The sequence below is a fragment of the Ignavibacteriota bacterium genome, from assembly GCA_019637995.1.
Classification (GTDB): domain Bacteria; phylum Bacteroidota; class Ignavibacteria; order Kapaibacteriales; family UBA2268; genus JANJTB01.
In genome coordinates, this window is sequence record JAHBUQ010000001.1 from 895,295 (window position 1) to 911,544 (window position 16,250).

14 protein-coding genes are annotated in these 16,250 nt (G+C 34.6%); 7 read left to right on the forward strand and 7 right to left on the reverse strand.

The window, feature by feature from the left end:
* Positions 1-4: 4 nt before the first annotated feature.
* The 4 genes from KF896_03525 to KF896_03540 are packed head-to-tail and all read right to left on the reverse strand — an operon-like array spanning position 5 to position 3,416.
* Entirely contained in the window at positions 5-1,495 is a 1,491-nt protein-coding gene (locus KF896_03525) for an amidohydrolase (GenBank protein ID MBX3042766.1), read from the reverse strand.
* Entirely contained in the window at positions 1,482-1,688 is a 207-nt protein-coding gene (locus KF896_03530) for a 4Fe-4S binding protein (protein ID MBX3042767.1), read from the reverse strand. Before KF896_03530 ends, KF896_03525 begins: the two co-directional genes overlap by 14 nt.
* On the reverse strand, positions 1,673-2,515 hold the full coding sequence (locus KF896_03535) for a glycosyltransferase family 2 protein (protein MBX3042768.1): 843 nt from the start codon (positions 2,513-2,515) through the stop codon (positions 1,673-1,675). The genes KF896_03530 and KF896_03535 overlap by 16 nt, the downstream gene beginning before the upstream one ends.
* Positions 2,508-3,416, reverse strand: coding sequence for a glycosyltransferase family 2 protein (locus tag KF896_03540; protein ID MBX3042769.1), 909 nt, complete (start codon positions 3,414-3,416; stop codon positions 2,508-2,510). Before KF896_03540 ends, KF896_03535 begins: the two co-directional genes overlap by 8 nt.
* Positions 3,417-3,589: 173 nt before the next feature.
* Between KF896_03540 and KF896_03545 the strand changes: the two genes are divergently transcribed.
* Positions 3,590-5,854 carry an aconitate hydratase gene (locus tag KF896_03545; GenBank protein MBX3042770.1) on the forward strand — a complete coding sequence of 755 codons (2,265 nt, stop codon included), beginning with the start codon at positions 3,590-3,592 and terminating at the stop codon, positions 5,852-5,854.
* Positions 5,855-6,031: 177 nt separating this feature from the next.
* Here KF896_03545 and pepE read toward each other — a convergent pair whose 3' ends face one another.
* A complete protein-coding gene (gene pepE, locus KF896_03550; protein ID MBX3042771.1) occupies positions 6,032-6,736 on the reverse strand; it encodes a dipeptidase PepE in 705 nt (234 codons plus the stop codon).
* Between the two features lie 185 nt (positions 6,737-6,921).
* Between pepE and KF896_03555 the strand changes: the two genes are divergently transcribed.
* The 6 genes from KF896_03555 (at position 6,922) to KF896_03580 (ending at position 15,346) form a co-directional block, all read left to right on the forward strand.
* Complete coding sequence (locus KF896_03555) at positions 6,922-7,554, forward strand: NAAT family transporter (GenBank protein ID MBX3042772.1); 633 nt, start codon at positions 6,922-6,924, stop codon at positions 7,552-7,554.
* 123 nt (positions 7,555-7,677) lie between these two features.
* On the forward strand, positions 7,678-9,816 hold the full coding sequence (locus KF896_03560; GenBank protein ID MBX3042773.1) for a bi-domain-containing oxidoreductase: 2,139 nt from the start codon (positions 7,678-7,680) through the stop codon (positions 9,814-9,816).
* A gap of 20 nt (positions 9,817-9,836) precedes the next feature.
* Positions 9,837-12,434, forward strand: a complete 2,598-nt coding sequence (locus KF896_03565) for a hypothetical protein (GenBank protein MBX3042774.1) — start codon at positions 9,837-9,839, stop codon at positions 12,432-12,434.
* Complete coding sequence (locus tag KF896_03570) at positions 12,434-13,336, forward strand: phosphoribosylaminoimidazolesuccinocarboxamide synthase (protein MBX3042775.1); 903 nt, start codon at positions 12,434-12,436, stop codon at positions 13,334-13,336. The genes KF896_03565 and KF896_03570 overlap by 1 nt, the downstream gene beginning before the upstream one ends.
* Before the next feature lie 2 nt (positions 13,337-13,338).
* The gene (rodA, locus tag KF896_03575) at positions 13,339-14,586 is read left to right on the forward strand and encodes a rod shape-determining protein RodA (protein MBX3042776.1); all 1,248 of its coding nucleotides are present in this window, start codon (positions 13,339-13,341) and stop codon (positions 14,584-14,586) included.
* A gap of 16 nt (positions 14,587-14,602) precedes the next feature.
* Positions 14,603-15,346 (forward strand): glycosyltransferase family 2 protein, encoded by a 744-nt coding sequence (locus KF896_03580; protein MBX3042777.1) that lies wholly within the window; start codon positions 14,603-14,605, stop codon positions 15,344-15,346.
* Positions 15,347-15,355: 9 nt separating this feature from the next.
* On the opposite strand, the gene KF896_03585 is transcribed toward KF896_03580, so the two are convergent.
* Positions 15,356-15,802 carry a cytidine deaminase gene (locus KF896_03585; GenBank protein MBX3042778.1) on the reverse strand — a complete coding sequence of 149 codons (447 nt, stop codon included), beginning with the start codon at positions 15,800-15,802 and terminating at the stop codon, positions 15,356-15,358.
* Positions 15,789-16,214, reverse strand: a complete 426-nt coding sequence (locus tag KF896_03590) for a YbaN family protein (GenBank protein ID MBX3042779.1) — start codon at positions 16,212-16,214, stop codon at positions 15,789-15,791. The genes KF896_03585 and KF896_03590 overlap by 14 nt, the downstream gene beginning before the upstream one ends.
* Positions 16,215-16,250: the final 36 nt, after the last annotated feature.

Sequence of the window (16,250 nt, forward strand, 5' to 3'; positions counted from 1 at the left end):
TCTATCAGCTAATAATTTGCTCGCCATTTATGAACACAGAAGAAACTTTTGATACTGAACTAATTGAATTTCCTTCAATTACTACAAAATCTGCTTTACACCCAATTTCAAGTTTTCCGATATTTTCAACATTTACAGAAATATACGGATAATCAGTATAACATTTCAGAGCTTCAGATTCAGAAAGCCTTTCATCAAAAATCGAATTATCAGTTTCCAAATCATATTGTCTGCTGATAAATGCATCTATTCCTAAAAATGGGTTATGAGATTCAATGGGAAAATCAGAGCCTCCGATTACAAGTACTTCATTATCAATAAAAGTTTTCCATGGGTAACCGGACTTCAGCAATCTTGCGTTGCCAAGCCTTTTTTGAGCCATTTTAGCATCACTAACAAAATGAATAGGTTGAACCGATGCAATTATATTTAATTGCTTATATCTTTGAATGTCATCAGGATGAACAGTCTGGGAGTGTTCGATTCTAAGATTAATCGTTGAATATGGTTTCAGCTCTCTGAATTTTTCAAACGCATCAATTACTTCTCTGACAGCTCTGTCTCCAATAGCATGAATGACAACATCAAATCCTGATTCATCAGCTTTTAGGATTTTGCCAAGCATATCATTTGATGTCAACAATAATAATCCCCTTTCACCGGTTTTGTCGCTGTAATCATCAATTAGTGCAGCTCCATACGAGCCAAGTGCACCATCAGAAAAAAGCTTGATTCCCTGTATAGTGAACATTTCAGATTTATAAGGCAAAATTTTCGCATTGAAAACTTCATCATTTTGACAGCTAACATAAGCGAAAACCCTTATTGGCAATTTGCCGGCTTCATTCAATTTGTGGTAAATACTTACCATTTGTGGGCTTACATCCATATCATGAACAGCAGTAATGCCGGATTTTAAGCACAAATCCAAACCTTTATCAATGAATGAAGTAATTTGAGATTCGGTGTATTCCGGTATATATGAATCAAGTAGATTCATTGCATTATCAATAAGCATTCCTGTGGGACTGCCATGTTCATCTCTCAAAATTTTTCCTCCGGCTGGGTCAGGAGTATCACAATCAATTCCGGCTAATTCCAAAGCTTTAGAATTGCACCAGATTGAATGTCCGTCAACACGTGTAAGTGCGAGTGGCTCATCAGGAAAAAATTTGTCTGCCTGAATTCTATCCGGCAGGTCAGTATTATTCCACAATTCATTATTCCAACCTCTGCCAATGACCCAATCACATTTTCTAAAATAGTTTTTTCTGGTAATTTCAAGAGTTTCTTCAGATGAAATCCCTCCTGATACATCCAGACCCGAATTCATCATACCCAAGCCCCACACATGGCAGTGAGAATCTGTAATTCCAGGAATAACTATGCAATCTGAAAATTTATATTCTTTTCCATCAGAGATAATTTCAACAAATTCGCTTTCCGATATTGAAGTAATAATCCCACTTTTTATGACAAGTTTAATTTTTTTCACGTTTTCTCGCCTTTGTTACCACATCCACCGGACAAACAGCCACACACTGAGGCTCGGAGTGATAACCCTTGCAACTCACGCATTTCTTGGGATTGATTTCATAAATATCATAACCCATATATATAGCATCAACAGGGCAGTGTCTGGCACATTTTCCGCAAATGATGCATCCTAAATTTATTTGATAAGCCATTGGTGCCCTTCCTTAAATTTTGAATTCCAATCAATTCCCGGAGCCATACATTGATTATCTAAATGTTGAGCAATTGATGGAATAGGTGTAAATAATTGATATTTCTTTCCGAATATTACTTGCAATGGAGTGTAAATCCATGCTTTGGCAAATATTCTTAAAGTTTGATTGTCTTTTATAAGTAATTTCATAAATCTTAATGGACTATTGACATTCTCATGAGTCAGAGTCAACCATAGACTGCTGTCATAATTTTTTCTTACATAACTTCGAAATACTTTTTCAGCAGATTTTAATGCTTTTTTTGTAGTTAAAAAAGTCATAGTAGTTGAGCCACAGGAACGCCAGTGCCTTTTTCCGATAAATTTCACGAAATACTTTCGATTGTGAAATTCATTTGTGTATAAATCAAGATGGTCATAAGGACTGATGAAGTCAATACCGGTTGTGTTCAAAGCAGACATCAGCTCATGGAAGGTATCAGGCAAATAAAAATAATCATCTTCTGCAAAATAAATTACATCACAATGATTTTGACTTAGCAGCAAATCCATTTGCATTCCAAAAGTTGCTCCGTTGCTTTTTACCTGAGTTTCGATATAATCGGTATCATACTTATTCAGGTACTTTTCAAACATTGTTTTATACTCTTTAGGGCAGTCATCAAGTATTACAAACCACTTAACGCTGAGATTTCCTAATGATTTTACGAGCGAAGCAAGACACAACTCTGAAAGCTTGAATTTATCGTCAGGATAAATTGGCGGTACTTTCGAAATTTTTGGGTAAATTCTGTAAGCTATCGCTAAATCGTATTCTTTATTCAATTTCTGCCTTTTTCCAAAGTTTTGATATTCTTAAATGTTCCTGACTTTTAGAGAAATATTTTTTACTAGTCGAGAATTTCGATAATATCAATTCAATAACGAATAAGTTGAAGAAATATGTCTTTTGAGTAAATTTGAAAAGTTTGGCTTCAGATTTTGTTCCGTGTTTTTTTAAAAATAAGAGCTTGGTTGATATTAACAATTTTTCTGCTTTCTCATTAAAATCACTTTTTTCTCTGCCGGCTCCGCGTATGTGTATCACTCTTGCTTTATTTGCAATTGAGACTTTGTATCCGGAATTCCAAACTCGTTTGCAAAAATCTGCTTCTTCAGTATAGAAAAAATAATCTTCATCGAAACCCAATAATCTGTCAAAAACACTACGTCTGAAAAGCAAAACTGCACCATCAGCGTATTCGGGATATATAATTCTGTTAGTATTCAATAAATATTTATTTAATACTTTTAAAAATGATGTAATAAAAAACATATCGAATATTCCCGAAATATAGCCCGGAAACCTGCCGTAACTTCTTTGATACTTCATTCCAGGATAAAGCTGATGAAAACCTGTTACAGCAATTGATTCGTCTGATTGTATTACATCCAGTGCCTCATTTATGCTACTTCTAAGAAATTCCACATCGGAATTGCTGACTATCACAAATTCTGAATCTGTATTTCTGACACCAATATTAACTGCTTTTGCGTATCCTAGATTTTCAGAATTATGGATAATTTTGATTTCAGGATATTTGCCTCTGATTTCCTCTATAGAGTTATCAGTTGAAGCATTATCAACGACTAAGATTCTCGCACTGCCAATTGTATCAAATACAGATTGAATACATCTGCAAGTGAGTTCACCCGTATTATAATTTATAATTACTATTTCTAACATAAATTGTAAAATTCAAAAATCATTATATTACAAAAATACATTATTTAATTATTCAGAACAATTTAAATTGGAACAATTTGAAAAAAATATACTTTAATATATCTTAATATTTCAATATATTCGTCACATCATAAATTAAAAAAGATTATTTTGATTATTAAAAGGATTCTGCTATGATTTTTGACCTCGATATGATAAAATCAATTTATGCAAATTATGCTAAAAAAATTGATTCCATCAGAAAAATTGTCAACAAACCTCTCACCCTGACAGAGAAAATTCTTTACAGTCATCTTGATTCTGAAACTGAAATTCGTGAATTTGCACGCGGTAAGGATTATGTGAATTTCCGTCCCGATAGAGTAGCAATGCAGGATGCAACTGCCCAAATGGCTCTTTTGCAATTTATGCAAGCCGGCAGACCAAAAACAGCAGTGCCTTCTACTGTTCATTGCGACCATTTAATTTTAGCTAAAGAAGGTGCTGAAAAAGACTTAGCAAGCTCAAAAGATTTGAACAGCGAAGTTTTTGATTTTCTTTCTTCGGTATCAAATAAATACGGTATCGGATTCTGGAAACCGGGTGCAGGTATCATTCATCAGGTAATTCTCGAAAACTATGCTTTCCCGGGCGGTATGATGATTGGTACGGATTCACACACGGTTAACGCCGGCGGTCTTGGAATGATTGCTATTGGTGTTGGTGGTGCAGATGCAGTTGATGTTATGGCAGGATTCCCCTGGGAACTGAAATTCCCTAAATTAATCGGTGTGAAATTAACAGGAAAATTATCCGGCTGGGCTTCTGCTAAGGATGTTATCTTGAAAGTTGCCGGTATTCTCACTGTAAAAGGTGGAACCGGTGCTGTTGTTGAATATTTCGGAGAGGGCGCCAAGTCTTTATCCTGTACAGGTAAAGGCACAATTTGTAATATGGGTGCTGAAATCGGAGCTACAACCTCAATTTTTGGTTACGATGAAAAAATGTATAATTATCTTGCCTCAACAAGTAGAAAGGAAGTTGCTGATGTTGCTAATGGTATTGCCGAACATCTGACCGGAGATGACGAAGTATATGCAAATCCTGAGAAATATTTTGACCAGGTAATTGAAATTAATTTATCTGAACTTGAAGCTCATGTAAATGGTCCATTTACTCCGGACCTCGCTACCCCAATATCAAAATTGAAAGATGCAGTTGTTGAAAATGGCTGGCCCGACAAAATCGAAGTGGGATTAATCGGCTCCTGTACAAACTCATCTTATGAGGATATTTCACGTGCAGCATCAGTTGCTAAGCAAGCAGTGGACAAAAAATTGAAAGTTCAGAGCGAATATACTGTTACCCCCGGCTCAGAAATGGTTCGTTATACAATAGAGCGTGATGGATTTATCAATGATTTTGAACAAATTGGCGGCGTTGTTCTTGCTAATGCCTGTGGACCTTGTATCGGTCAATGGGCTCGTCACGGTGCGGATAAACAGGAAAAGAATACAATTATCACTTCTTTCAACCGAAATTTTGCAAAACGTAATGACGGAAATCCAAATACGCACGGATTTGTTGCCTCTCCGGAAATCGTAACTGCTTTAACTATAGCCGGAAGTTTATCTTTCAATCCTAATACTGATACTTTAATCAATGAAGATGGAATAGCGGTTAAACTTGACCCGCCAAGCGGTGATGAACTTCCTGCAAAGGGATTTGATGTTGAGGATAACGGCTATCAGGCGCCTGCTGAAGATGGTTCAGGAGTAAAAATTAATGTTGCTCCTGATTCTAACCGCTTGCAGCTTCTTGATTCATTCCCTGAATGGAACGGTAGCGATATGACTGGTCTTAAGCTATTAATTAAAGCTAAAGGAAAATGCACGACTGACCACATTTCAATGGCAGGTCCATGGCTCCGTTTCCGCGGTCATCTTGATAATATTGCTAATAACACTTTGACGGGTGCAGTGAATTTCTTCAATGAAAAAACTAATTCTGTTAAAAATCAATTAACAGGTGAATTTGGTGAAGTTCCGGCTGTCCAGCGTCAGTACAAAGCAGCAGGAATTGGCTCAATCGTAGTTGGCGATGAAAACTATGGTGAAGGTTCATCACGTGAGCACGCTGCTATGCAGCCACGCCATTTGGGAGTAAAAGCAATTCTTGTCAAATCATTTGCACGTATCCACGAAACAAATTTAAAAAAACAAGGTATGCTCGCTCTTACTTTTGCTGATAAAAATGATTATGATAAAATTTTAGAAGACGATACTTTTGATATTATCGGATTGTCTGAATTTTCTCCTGAAACACCTCTGACACTTGTAGCACATCATTTAGACGGCTCGAAGGATTCAATCATTGTTAATCATTCTTATAATGCTCAGCAAATCGAATGGTTCAAGGCAGGTGCCGCATTAAATATTATCAAAAAGCAGTTTGCCTGATAATTTATGAATTAATTAATAAACGGCTCATAATAAAGGGGAAATCGCATTTTTTTGTTTTACCTTTTTTGTGACTGTAAGTTTGCTTTTCATAACTTTTTGAAATCATGAAAAAACCCCAAGCGAAACTATCAGTTTGGGGTTTTATTTATCTCTGCAATGAATAAATTTCAAATTTTACTTCATTAAAAAATCGAGATTATCTCCCGGATTGACTTCAAAAATTTCCTGTCCGTATTTAAATATACGTGCTTGTTTTAAGCCAATTAAACTTAATTTGTTATCAACAAACTGAAGACTACTGCCTTCCCTTAGACCAACAACATACATATTTTTATTTGCTTCAAGAAATTCTAAAAGTCTTTGCTCGCGGGTTTCCCCATGATGACCGTCCGGATGTGCATCCAAATAATGTGGATTAATCTGAAACGGTATCAGATTGAGTGCATTAAATGTAGGTGGTTCAACGATCGGCATATCATTAGTAGTTCGTATAGTTGGACAAGCCAAATTCGAGCCTGCACTCCAGCCGATATAAGGCATTCCTACAATAACTTTGGATTTAATCAGGTCTTTCAGGTCATTATCATAAACAGTTTTCAGTAAGTTAAAAGTATTACCTCCACCAACAGCTATACCATCAGCAGAATTAATTATCTCTTTAGCATCTCCTGTATGAACAGAAATAATCTCATATCCCAAATTTGAGAATACATCAGCAACTTTTTTTGTATATTCGTCCCAATTAATTGTAACACCTGCATACGGCACAAATGCAATTTTCTTTACGCCGTTTCCAAAATAGCTTTTAATTGTATCAAAAGCATGTTCAAGATATGTGTAACCTTGTGTTGTGGAGTTACTTAAGAGTAATAGATTCATAAATAATTTTCCTTTTTTATAAAACAATCATAATAATTAAAGTAATTTAAAAAATTTTAGTATAAATAGCAAATATTATTTTGCTTTTTTGAATAAATCACAAGTATTTTTAATTCACACAAATCAAATTAATTATATATTTATCCGTAATACGAGCATTATAAATATAATATAAAAATAATGATATGAATGACTTATTAACAACCGGAATTTTATATTTTACATCATTTTTTACTTTGATAAATCCTATCGGTACAATGCCTGTATTTATGACCATGACTAAGGATTTATCTGAAGCAGAGCGAACTAATACAGCAAGGAAAGCAAGTATAGTCGCATTGATTATTATAATTGCCTTTGCATTTTCGGGACAGCTGATGTTTAAGTTTTTTGGAATTTCAGTTAATAGTTTCAGAATAGTAGGTGGAATAATATTTTTTATGATGGGTATGGATATGCTCCAGGCAAGAATTGGCAGGGTCAAAATTAATGAATCTGAAGTAAAATCCTACGTTAATGACATCTCGATTACACCACTTGCTATACCAATGATAAGCGGACCCGGTTCTATTACTAATGCAATTGTACTTATGGAAGATGCTGATACCATTTCACTTAAATTGCTCCTTTTTGGTTCGATATTTGCAGTTATGGGTTTGACATTTATAATTCTATACAGCTCATCAAAAATTATAAAATTTATGGGTGAAACCGGAAAAAATGTAATGATGCGGCTAATGGGGCTTATTGTAATGGTAATTGCAGTTGAATTTTTCTTCTCGGGGCTTAAACCAATACTTATAGATATATTCAAATAATATGATGTCAGAAAAAAAATATAATTAATATCGTATAAAATAAAACAATATAGCCTGAATTAAATGAAATATGATTATTTTTGCTATTTATATTCAACTTGATTTAAAATAGAAAAAAATAATATGCTTCAGGTAATTCAATACCAAAAAAAAGGTGATATCGTTGTCAGTGAAATGCCTCCTCCTGTTTGTCCTGAGGGTGGCATTTTAGTTCGAAGTTCGTTTTCATTAATTAGTGCCGGAACGGAGAAAACATCTGTATCCAAAGCAAAATCTTCTCTACTCGAACGCGCTAAAAAGCAGCCCGAGGATGTGAAACTGGTACTTGATTTTATCAAAAAAGAGGGAATTCTCTCTACGTACAAACGAGTAAAATCCAAACTTGACTCTTATAAATCATTGGGATATTCATCATCCGGCATTGTAATTGAATCACGAAGCAGTCAGTTTTCCATTGGTGACCGTGTGGCTTGTGCAGGTGCAGGAATTGCAAATCATGCTGAAATTATAGCAGTTCCGTCGAATCTTGCTGTAAAAATTCCTGAAAATGTTGATTATCAATCTGCGGCTTATACAACAGTTGCGGCTATTGCTATGCAGGGCGTCAGACAGGCAGATGTCAGAATTGGAGAAACTGTAGCTGTAATCGGCTTGGGGCTTATTGGTCAGATTACAATTCAACTTCTCAGAGCAGCTGGCTGCAGGGTGATTGGTCTTGATATAAATGAGAAACTATTTGATACTTCAATCAGTTCAGGAGCTGAAATTTCACTTAAAAGTTCCGACGAATCATTAAACTCTGTAATGTCATTCACACGTGGTCTGGGTTGTGATGCTGTGCTGATAACAGCAGGGACAAGCTCAAATCAGCCGATTGAACTTGCTCTTAATATTACCCGAAAGAAGGGGAAAGTGGTTATTGTAGGTGCTGTCGGAATGAATATCCCACGTACACCATTTTATATGAAAGAAATTGACCTGAGAATTTCCTGTTCTTATGGACCGGGCAGGTATGATGTGAATTATGAAGAAAAAGGTATAGATTATCCTGCGGCTTATGTTCGGTGGACTGAAAACCGAAATATGTCATCAATTCTGGATTTATTGTCAAGTAAAACAATAGATTTCAATAAATTAACCACCCATTCCTTCAGGATTAAAGACGCACCTACAGCTTATGACCTTATTACAGGCAAAATTCAGGATGATTATCTTGGAATATTACTTGAGTATGACCTAAATAAAGAAATTTTAACTTCGACTGTTTCAATTAAAAAGATTAAATCCACATCCGAAATTAATATCGGTTTTATAGGACTCGGGACTTTTGCCCGTAATTACCTTATTCCACCACTTCAGAAATCCGGTACTCATTTCGCAGGAGTTTCTTCAAAAGACCCCGTGAATGCCAAATCTGCTGCAGAAAATTTGGGATTTGATTTTTTAACAGCTAATGGCGATGATATTATTTCTGACGATAGAGTCAATACTGTTTTTATAGCATCTCGCCATGATAGTCACTCGGGCTATGTTGTTAATTCGCTCAAAGCAGGTAAGAATGTTTTTGTCGAAAAGCCGCTTGCTGTTAATCAGCTTCAACTTGATGAAATTCGCGATACCTTGAAAGAAAGTACAGCAAGACTGATGGTAGGATTTAATCGAAGATTTTCAAAATCTTTTAAAACGATTTTTGAATATTTTTCAGCAAGAAGTGAGCCATTGTTCATTAATTACAGAATTAATGCAGGATTTATACCGAAATCGCATTGGGTTCAGCAATCGGAGCAAGGAGGCAGAATAATTGGCGAAGTTTGCCACTTTATCGATTGTATGCTTTATCTTACAAAAGCAAAGCCTGTAAGTGTATATGCATCATCTGTTTCATCAGCAAATAAAGAGCTTACTGACCACGATAATGTCTCAATAGTAATTAAATTCAGCGATGGTTCGCTTGGTACTATTTCATATATAGCTTCGGGAGGATCATCACTTCCAAAAGAGTTTTGCGAAGTACATTCCGATAGGAAAACTGCAGTTATGAATAATTTTGAGACCGTTGAATTTTACTCCGGCAGTGAAAGAAAACTAGTCAAGTCAGACGGTAAAAAGGGCATTGATGAGGAAGTTGAAGCGTTTATAAGTTCAGTCAGGAACGGCATTAGTATGCCTATCAAATTTGAAGAGATTTATCTTGTTACTAAAGCGACTTTTGCAGCATTACATTCACTGCAAAATGGTCAAACAATTTTTATAGAAGAATGATAATTGCTTAGGTGTATAATATGAAAATTAATTATATAATTTTACTGATTATTTCAATTTTATTTTTGCAAACTTTAGACTCCAAGAGTCAGCTTTCAAAAGAGCAACTTAAGGTTTTGATGCCATCTGAAAGTCGCTTTGTAACTGACCTGAGTGGGAATTGGGAACGGACAGAAAATATGCGTGACTGGACATCTGTAAGGATTCCTTTGTCTGAGCAGATAGATGAAAAAGTCATTTACAAAAGATTTGTCAAAATTCCTGCTGAAATGGTTGATAACTTTTCTTGGCAGTTGTATTTCCTTGGAATTGACCATAATGTCGAAGTATTCTGGAATGAGCAATTCATTGGAAAATATGTAGGCTCGTTAGTCCCTTTTAATGTAAGAATTCCGGATAATACAGTTAGAAACGAAACTAATGAAATAAGACTTGTCATAACACCTGCCACAAGCAAAATTAAACAAATACGTAATCAGCACCTTAACGCCAGACGTGAATTTTCCGGAATCATCAGGGAAGTGTTACTTTTTGGAACACCACAGGCTTGGATATCTGATATTAGACATAATGTAAAGTTAAAGGGACAAAATTCTGCTGACATTCAGGTTAAAGTCAGTTTGTCAACAGCAGAAATAAAAGCACTTATCAATAAGTTGAAAGTAAAGGATTCAATAAGTGTTGCCTCGAATGATAAAATTAAACTTTCAATAATGTCCGAACTCAGGAAGCAGGGTAGTGGTGATTTGATTCAAATTTCATCTGAGAAAAGCATAACATTAGAAAGTGAAAGAACTATTGATGATGAAATAGCAATGCCTGTATCAGGGATTAATCTCTGGAGTCCTGAAACACCTGATTTGTATTATCTCACAGTCAAGCTAAAAAGAGGCGATTTAACAATTGATGATTATACTGTTCCAATCGGTTTTCGCTCTCTGAAAACAGCAATGGATGGTGAAAATTCTATACTTCTTCTAAATGGTCAGAATTTTAAACTAAAGGGCGTATCTTATGTAGAAGACTACAAAGACCTTGGTCAATCTCTGACTGTTTCTAAGATTATTCAAGACATTGAATTAATAAAAAAATTGGGCGCTAATACTGTTAGAGCAAAATTCAATACCCCGCATCCATTCTTTGTTCATTTGTGTAATTCAAACGGACTGATGATTATGCTTGAACTTCCGATTTATGATGTACCCTCGAGCCTCATAAATCTCGATGAGATAAAAGTTTATAATCAAAATTTAGCTAAGCAATACGTAAGTAAGTTTGATATAAATCCATCTGTAATAGCATGGGGAGTCGGTGAAGGAGTTGATGAAAGCACTGAACATTATAAAAATTTTTCTGAATCAATATTAAAATTATTTGCTAAAGATTCAGATAAATTAAAATATAAAATTCTCCCTCATGGTATAAGCAAAGTTCATACAGAAGGATTTGATTTTATTGGATATTCCGACATCAGACAAAATGTAGATTTCAATCAAATAAATTATGAATTTAAAAGAATTCAGTCCATAATTGATAATAAACCACTATTTATGGCATTTGGTACTGAAATTCAAATAAATAATCATAATGGTTATTCCGACCCTCTTTCTTTAGAGTTTCAGGCTTATAATATATTAAACTCTTTTAAAATTGTTGAAAAGAATAATGGAATTGGATGTATAGTTAATACATACAATGATTATTTACAAAACAAACCTTCACTGACAACCAACAACGATTTACAGTATATCCAAACAAGCGGACTTGTTGACAGAAACCGCCTCGAAAGGCTTTCATTCTCGACTCTTCAGGCATTATTCAATAAAGAAAAAGAACCATTGCTTAACGCCGGCAGTCACACCCGAAGCTCGCCTCCAATTTATCTGATATTCGGAATTTTGCTGGCAATTTTACTTGTATTTTTAATCAACAGATTCAAACGCTTCAGAGAATATATGTTCAGGTCAATTCTAAGACCTTACAATTTTTATTCAGATATACGAGACCAGAGAATAATTTCAAGCATTCAAACTATATTACTTGGTGTGATTTTATCATCTACTGTAGGAATATTTTTATCCTCAATATTGTTTTATTACAAAGACAGTGAAGTTCTTGAATATTTTCTAATGATACTTTTGCCCTCAAATTCAATCAAAGAGTTTGTTTACAGTTTGATATGGATGCCTGAGCTGTCTTTTATTTTTATAACTATTGTAAGTTATATGCTGGCATTTATAACGGCATGGATAATCCGTGTTTTTGCAGTGCTTTCGCGAGCCAGAGTTTACTGGAATGACTGCCTGACAATTTCTATTTGGGCTGCACTTCCTGCTGTCATTCTTTTGCCGATTTCAATTGTTTTAATTAGATTACTGGTAGCTTCACCTGCTACAATTTGGCTGTTTTTATTACTTTATGCCACAACAAGTATATGGACTGTTGCAAGACTTCTCAAATCAATTTCTGTAGTTTTTGATATTCCTGTAATGAGATCATACATAATTGGATTTGTGATAATGTTCATTTCCATTGCAGCGCCACTTGGATATTATCATGTAAAATATTCATTTTTTGCATACTCATCATACTTTTTTGAAGTACTATTAAGCAACTAATGGAGATAATCAATATGCACTATATATTAGAAGAATTAAAATTAATCCGTAAAGGCAAGGTCAGAGAAGTCTATGAAGCCGGAAAAGATATTCTGTTTGTAGCATCTGACAGAATATCTGCTTTTGACGTAATAATGGCTCAGCCTGTTGCAGATAAGGGAAAAATTCTCACAGCAATTTCTGAATACTGGTTTCATGAAACAAAATCAATAATTGATAATCATTTCATTAGTTCGAATATTAATGACTTACCATCTGAAATAACAGAGAAACACTCTGATATGTTAGCCGGTAGGTCTATGCTTGTTAAAAAAGCAGAGCCACTACCTATTGAGTTTGTAGTCAGAGGTTATCTTGCCGGTAGCGGCTGGAAAGAATATAAGTTGAGTAAATCAGTTTGTGGCATTTCACTTCCTGATGGACTTCTCGAGTATTCTAAGCTACCGGAACCAATTTTCACACCTGCAACAAAAGCTGAAACAGGTCACGATGAAAATATTTCTTACAAACAAGCTTCAGAAATTTTAGGTGAAGAAACTGCTTCATATCTGAGAACTATTTCAATAAAATTATATAATTTCGCTCATCAACGGCTGTACGAAAAAGGCATAATACTAGCCGATACAAAATTTGAATTCGGTAAAGATGATAAAGGTAATCTCATTTTAATTGATGAAGCACTTACACCGGATTCTTCGAGATTCTGGTTAATGTCAGACTATGTTCCTGGTAAACCGCAAATGAATTTTGATAAACAAATTTTAAGAGATTATCTGGAAAGCATACCTTGGAATAAACAATATCCACCACCAAATCTTCCTGAAAAAATCCTACGTGGTACTTTAGAAAAGTATGCTTATGCATACGAATTGATTACCGGCAATAAATGGCAAATTGATTAATTATGAAAGCAGGCGGATTCTCACTTGAAAGTCAAACTGTAAGCTTTATTGATTGGAAAATAATAGTTTATACTCTAATCTTGCTCCTGGCAGGAATGTTTTCGCTTTATAGTGCTACTTACGGCTCTAATATGCAGGAATCATTCAATAGGCAAGTTATTTCAATGGGAATAGGAATACTTGGAGCTTTGGTTCTTGTATTTCTTCCTAAGAATCTAATGCGAAATTTAGCAGTTGTTTTCTATGGTATATCATTGATTATGCTTGTTGCTGTGCTATTTATCGGTGATGAGGTTTACGGCACAAAAGGATGGATAAGATTTGCAGGATTTTCACTTCAGCCTGCAGAGTTTGCAAAATTCGGTGTAATTGTGATGCTTGCATACTTTTTATCATCGAAAGGTACAGATATCAGCAACATTCGTGATTTTTCCATTTCTTCATTGATTGTGCTTGTTCCTATCGTATTGATTTTTCTACAGCCTGACCATGGTACATCATCAGTATTACTTGCAATTTTTTTTGGGATACTTTTTTGGAGTGGATTTAGTAAATTATTTCTTTATTTTATAGTATCATTACCATTCATTGTAATACTATCCCTTAAAGGTTTCTGGTTTATGTCGGGTTCTGTTTTGTTCTTTTCAGTTATAGCAGTTTTTTTTCGCAACAATTGGATTTCAAAAGGTTTGGTGATTGGTGTATTCATAGTTTTTGGTTATATAGCTCCGGTCTTGTACAATGGTCTTCTTGACCACCAAAAATCCAGAGTCGAGAGCTTCCTGAATCCGGGATCCGACCCAAGAGGTCAGGGTTACAATGTAATTCAATCAATGATGGCTGTTGGAAGTGGCGGGCTAACAGGCAAAGGATTTTTGCAGGGAACACAAACTCAGCTCAGATATATTCCAATGCAATGGACAGATTTTATTTTCTCTGTACCAAATGAGGAATTCGGTTTCATAGGAGGTTTTGTTATACTCTTATTCTTTGGATTGCTCGTTTTAAGAATACTTAATGCGGCTAATGAATCCGACGACAAGTTCTACAGCATAGCTATATTTGGAATTGCTTCAACATTTTTGTATCACATAATCATTAATGTGGGAATGGTTATCGGACTTGTACCTGTAATGGGGATACCGCTGCCGTTTTTGAGTTATGGAGGTACTTCTATGATAATGAACCTGGCATTTATTGGATTTATTTTAAATGCATACAGAAACCACAAAAGAAAAAGATTAGTTTAAATATTCGATATTAATTATGATTAAAAATAAGAAAATTATTGTTGTCCTTCCGGCTTACAATGCAGCATCAACTCTTGAAAAAACATATAGTGAAATTCCTTTTGATATAGTAGATGAAGTTGTATTAGTAGATGATTTCAGCCGTGACAATACAGCTGATGAAGCCGGAAGACTTGGCATAAAGCACATCATAAGACACGAAAAAAATAAGGGTTATGGTGGCAATCAAAAAACTTGCTACAACAAAGCATTAGAGTTGGGTGGCGATATTATAATTATGCTACATCCTGATTACCAATATACTCCACAACTGATTGAATCTATGTCTTATATCATTGCAAATGGAATTTATCCTGTAGTTTTAGGTTCAAGAATATTGGGAAAAGGGGCACTTAAAGGCGGTATGCCACGCTACAAGTATATTTCAAACAGATTTCTTACATTTGTTCAAAATATATTGATAAATCAAAAATTATCTGAGTATCATACAGGTTACAGAGCATTTTCGGCTGATGTTTTGAAAAGTATTCAATACAACAAAAATTCAGATGACTTTGTTTTTGATAATCAAATGCTTTCACAAATATTTTTTGCCGGATTTGAAATTGCTGAAATTACATGTCCAACAAAATATTTTCCTGAAGCATCATCTATAAATTTTTCCAGAAGTGTTAAATATGGTCTCGGAGTTTTGAAAGTATCTCTGACACATATGTTAAATAAAATTGGGATATTGAAATCAGATTTATACTACAATTGACAAATTTGCTTATAAAAATTCCGAGCTGAAAGAATACGGAAGCAATTCATCTAAAGTTGTTCTGAAAATATTTTTTATTCTGTATTTTTCATCTAAATTTACTAATAATATTTTACAGCTACCATCATTATTGAATTCTGATATTTTCTGACGGCAGAGTCCACATGGTGTTGGTGGCTTATTGCTTATTCCCCTTGCAGCAACAGCTATAGATTTAACTTCAATGCATCCGGTTTTGACCATCGAATCAATCGCTACCATTTCGGCGTGTGATGTCAGAGTAAAATCAACACTTTCAATATTACATCCTGAATGAATTTTGCCTGAACTATCCATAAGTGCAGCTCCGACTTTGTATTTGGAATATGGTGAATAGCTGTAATCAATCATTTCAACGGCTTTGTCAACCAATAATTTTTCTTCATCATTCATTTTTTTTAAATCAATTTGTTGCATTGTCTAATCTCCTGATTTCATCTTCAGTTAAGGTTTTTAGTGCATACAAGTGCCAAGTTACTCCGATACCAACAGCAATCAAAATCAATCTCACCCATAAAATTTCCACCAAAAAAAATGATACGCCAAGCGTAAGCCATGTCAAAATTAAGGATTTAATTCTTGCTTTTGATTCAATTCCTCTGAATTCGCGATAATTTCTTATCATTCTTCCAAACATTTTGTTTCTGATAAGCATCTCGTAATATTTTTCAGAGCTTCGAATAAAAAACCATGCTGCAAGTATTATGAATATTGTCGTGGGCCATACAGGTAAAAATATACCGATGATTCCCAAAATTACACAAAAAATCCCCATAAACTGATAGAAAAAACGCTTAAATATATTTGGTTCTATCTTGTATTCATTCATTAAATTTCATACTTAAATTATCAGATACGTTAAAAA

Coding starts and splice junctions, on each gene's coding strand:
- KF896_03555 (MBX3042772.1), top strand. CDS start 6,922: ATGAATGACTTATTAACAACCGGAATTTTATATTTTACATCATTTTTT.
- rodA (MBX3042776.1), top strand. CDS start 13,339: ATGAAAGCAGGCGGATTCTCACTTGAAAGTCAAACTGTAAGCTTTATT.
- KF896_03585 (MBX3042778.1), bottom strand. CDS start 15,802: ATGCAACAAATTGATTTAAAAAAAATGAATGATGAAGAAAAATTATTG.
- KF896_03580 (MBX3042777.1), top strand. CDS start 14,603: ATGATTAAAAATAAGAAAATTATTGTTGTCCTTCCGGCTTACAATGCA.
- KF896_03570 (MBX3042775.1), top strand. CDS start 12,434: ATGGAGATAATCAATATGCACTATATATTAGAAGAATTAAAATTAATC.
- KF896_03590 (MBX3042779.1), bottom strand. CDS start 16,214: ATGAATGAATACAAGATAGAACCAAATATATTTAAGCGTTTTTTCTAT.
- KF896_03545 (MBX3042770.1), top strand. CDS start 3,590: ATGATTTTTGACCTCGATATGATAAAATCAATTTATGCAAATTATGCT.
- KF896_03540 (MBX3042769.1), bottom strand. CDS start 3,416: ATGTTAGAAATAGTAATTATAAATTATAATACGGGTGAACTCACTTGC.
- KF896_03560 (MBX3042773.1), top strand. CDS start 7,678: ATGCTTCAGGTAATTCAATACCAAAAAAAAGGTGATATCGTTGTCAGT.
- KF896_03530 (MBX3042767.1), bottom strand. CDS start 1,688: ATGGCTTATCAAATAAATTTAGGATGCATCATTTGCGGAAAATGTGCC.
- KF896_03565 (MBX3042774.1), top strand. CDS start 9,837: ATGAAAATTAATTATATAATTTTACTGATTATTTCAATTTTATTTTTG.
- pepE (MBX3042771.1), bottom strand. CDS start 6,736: ATGAATCTATTACTCTTAAGTAACTCCACAACACAAGGTTACACATAT.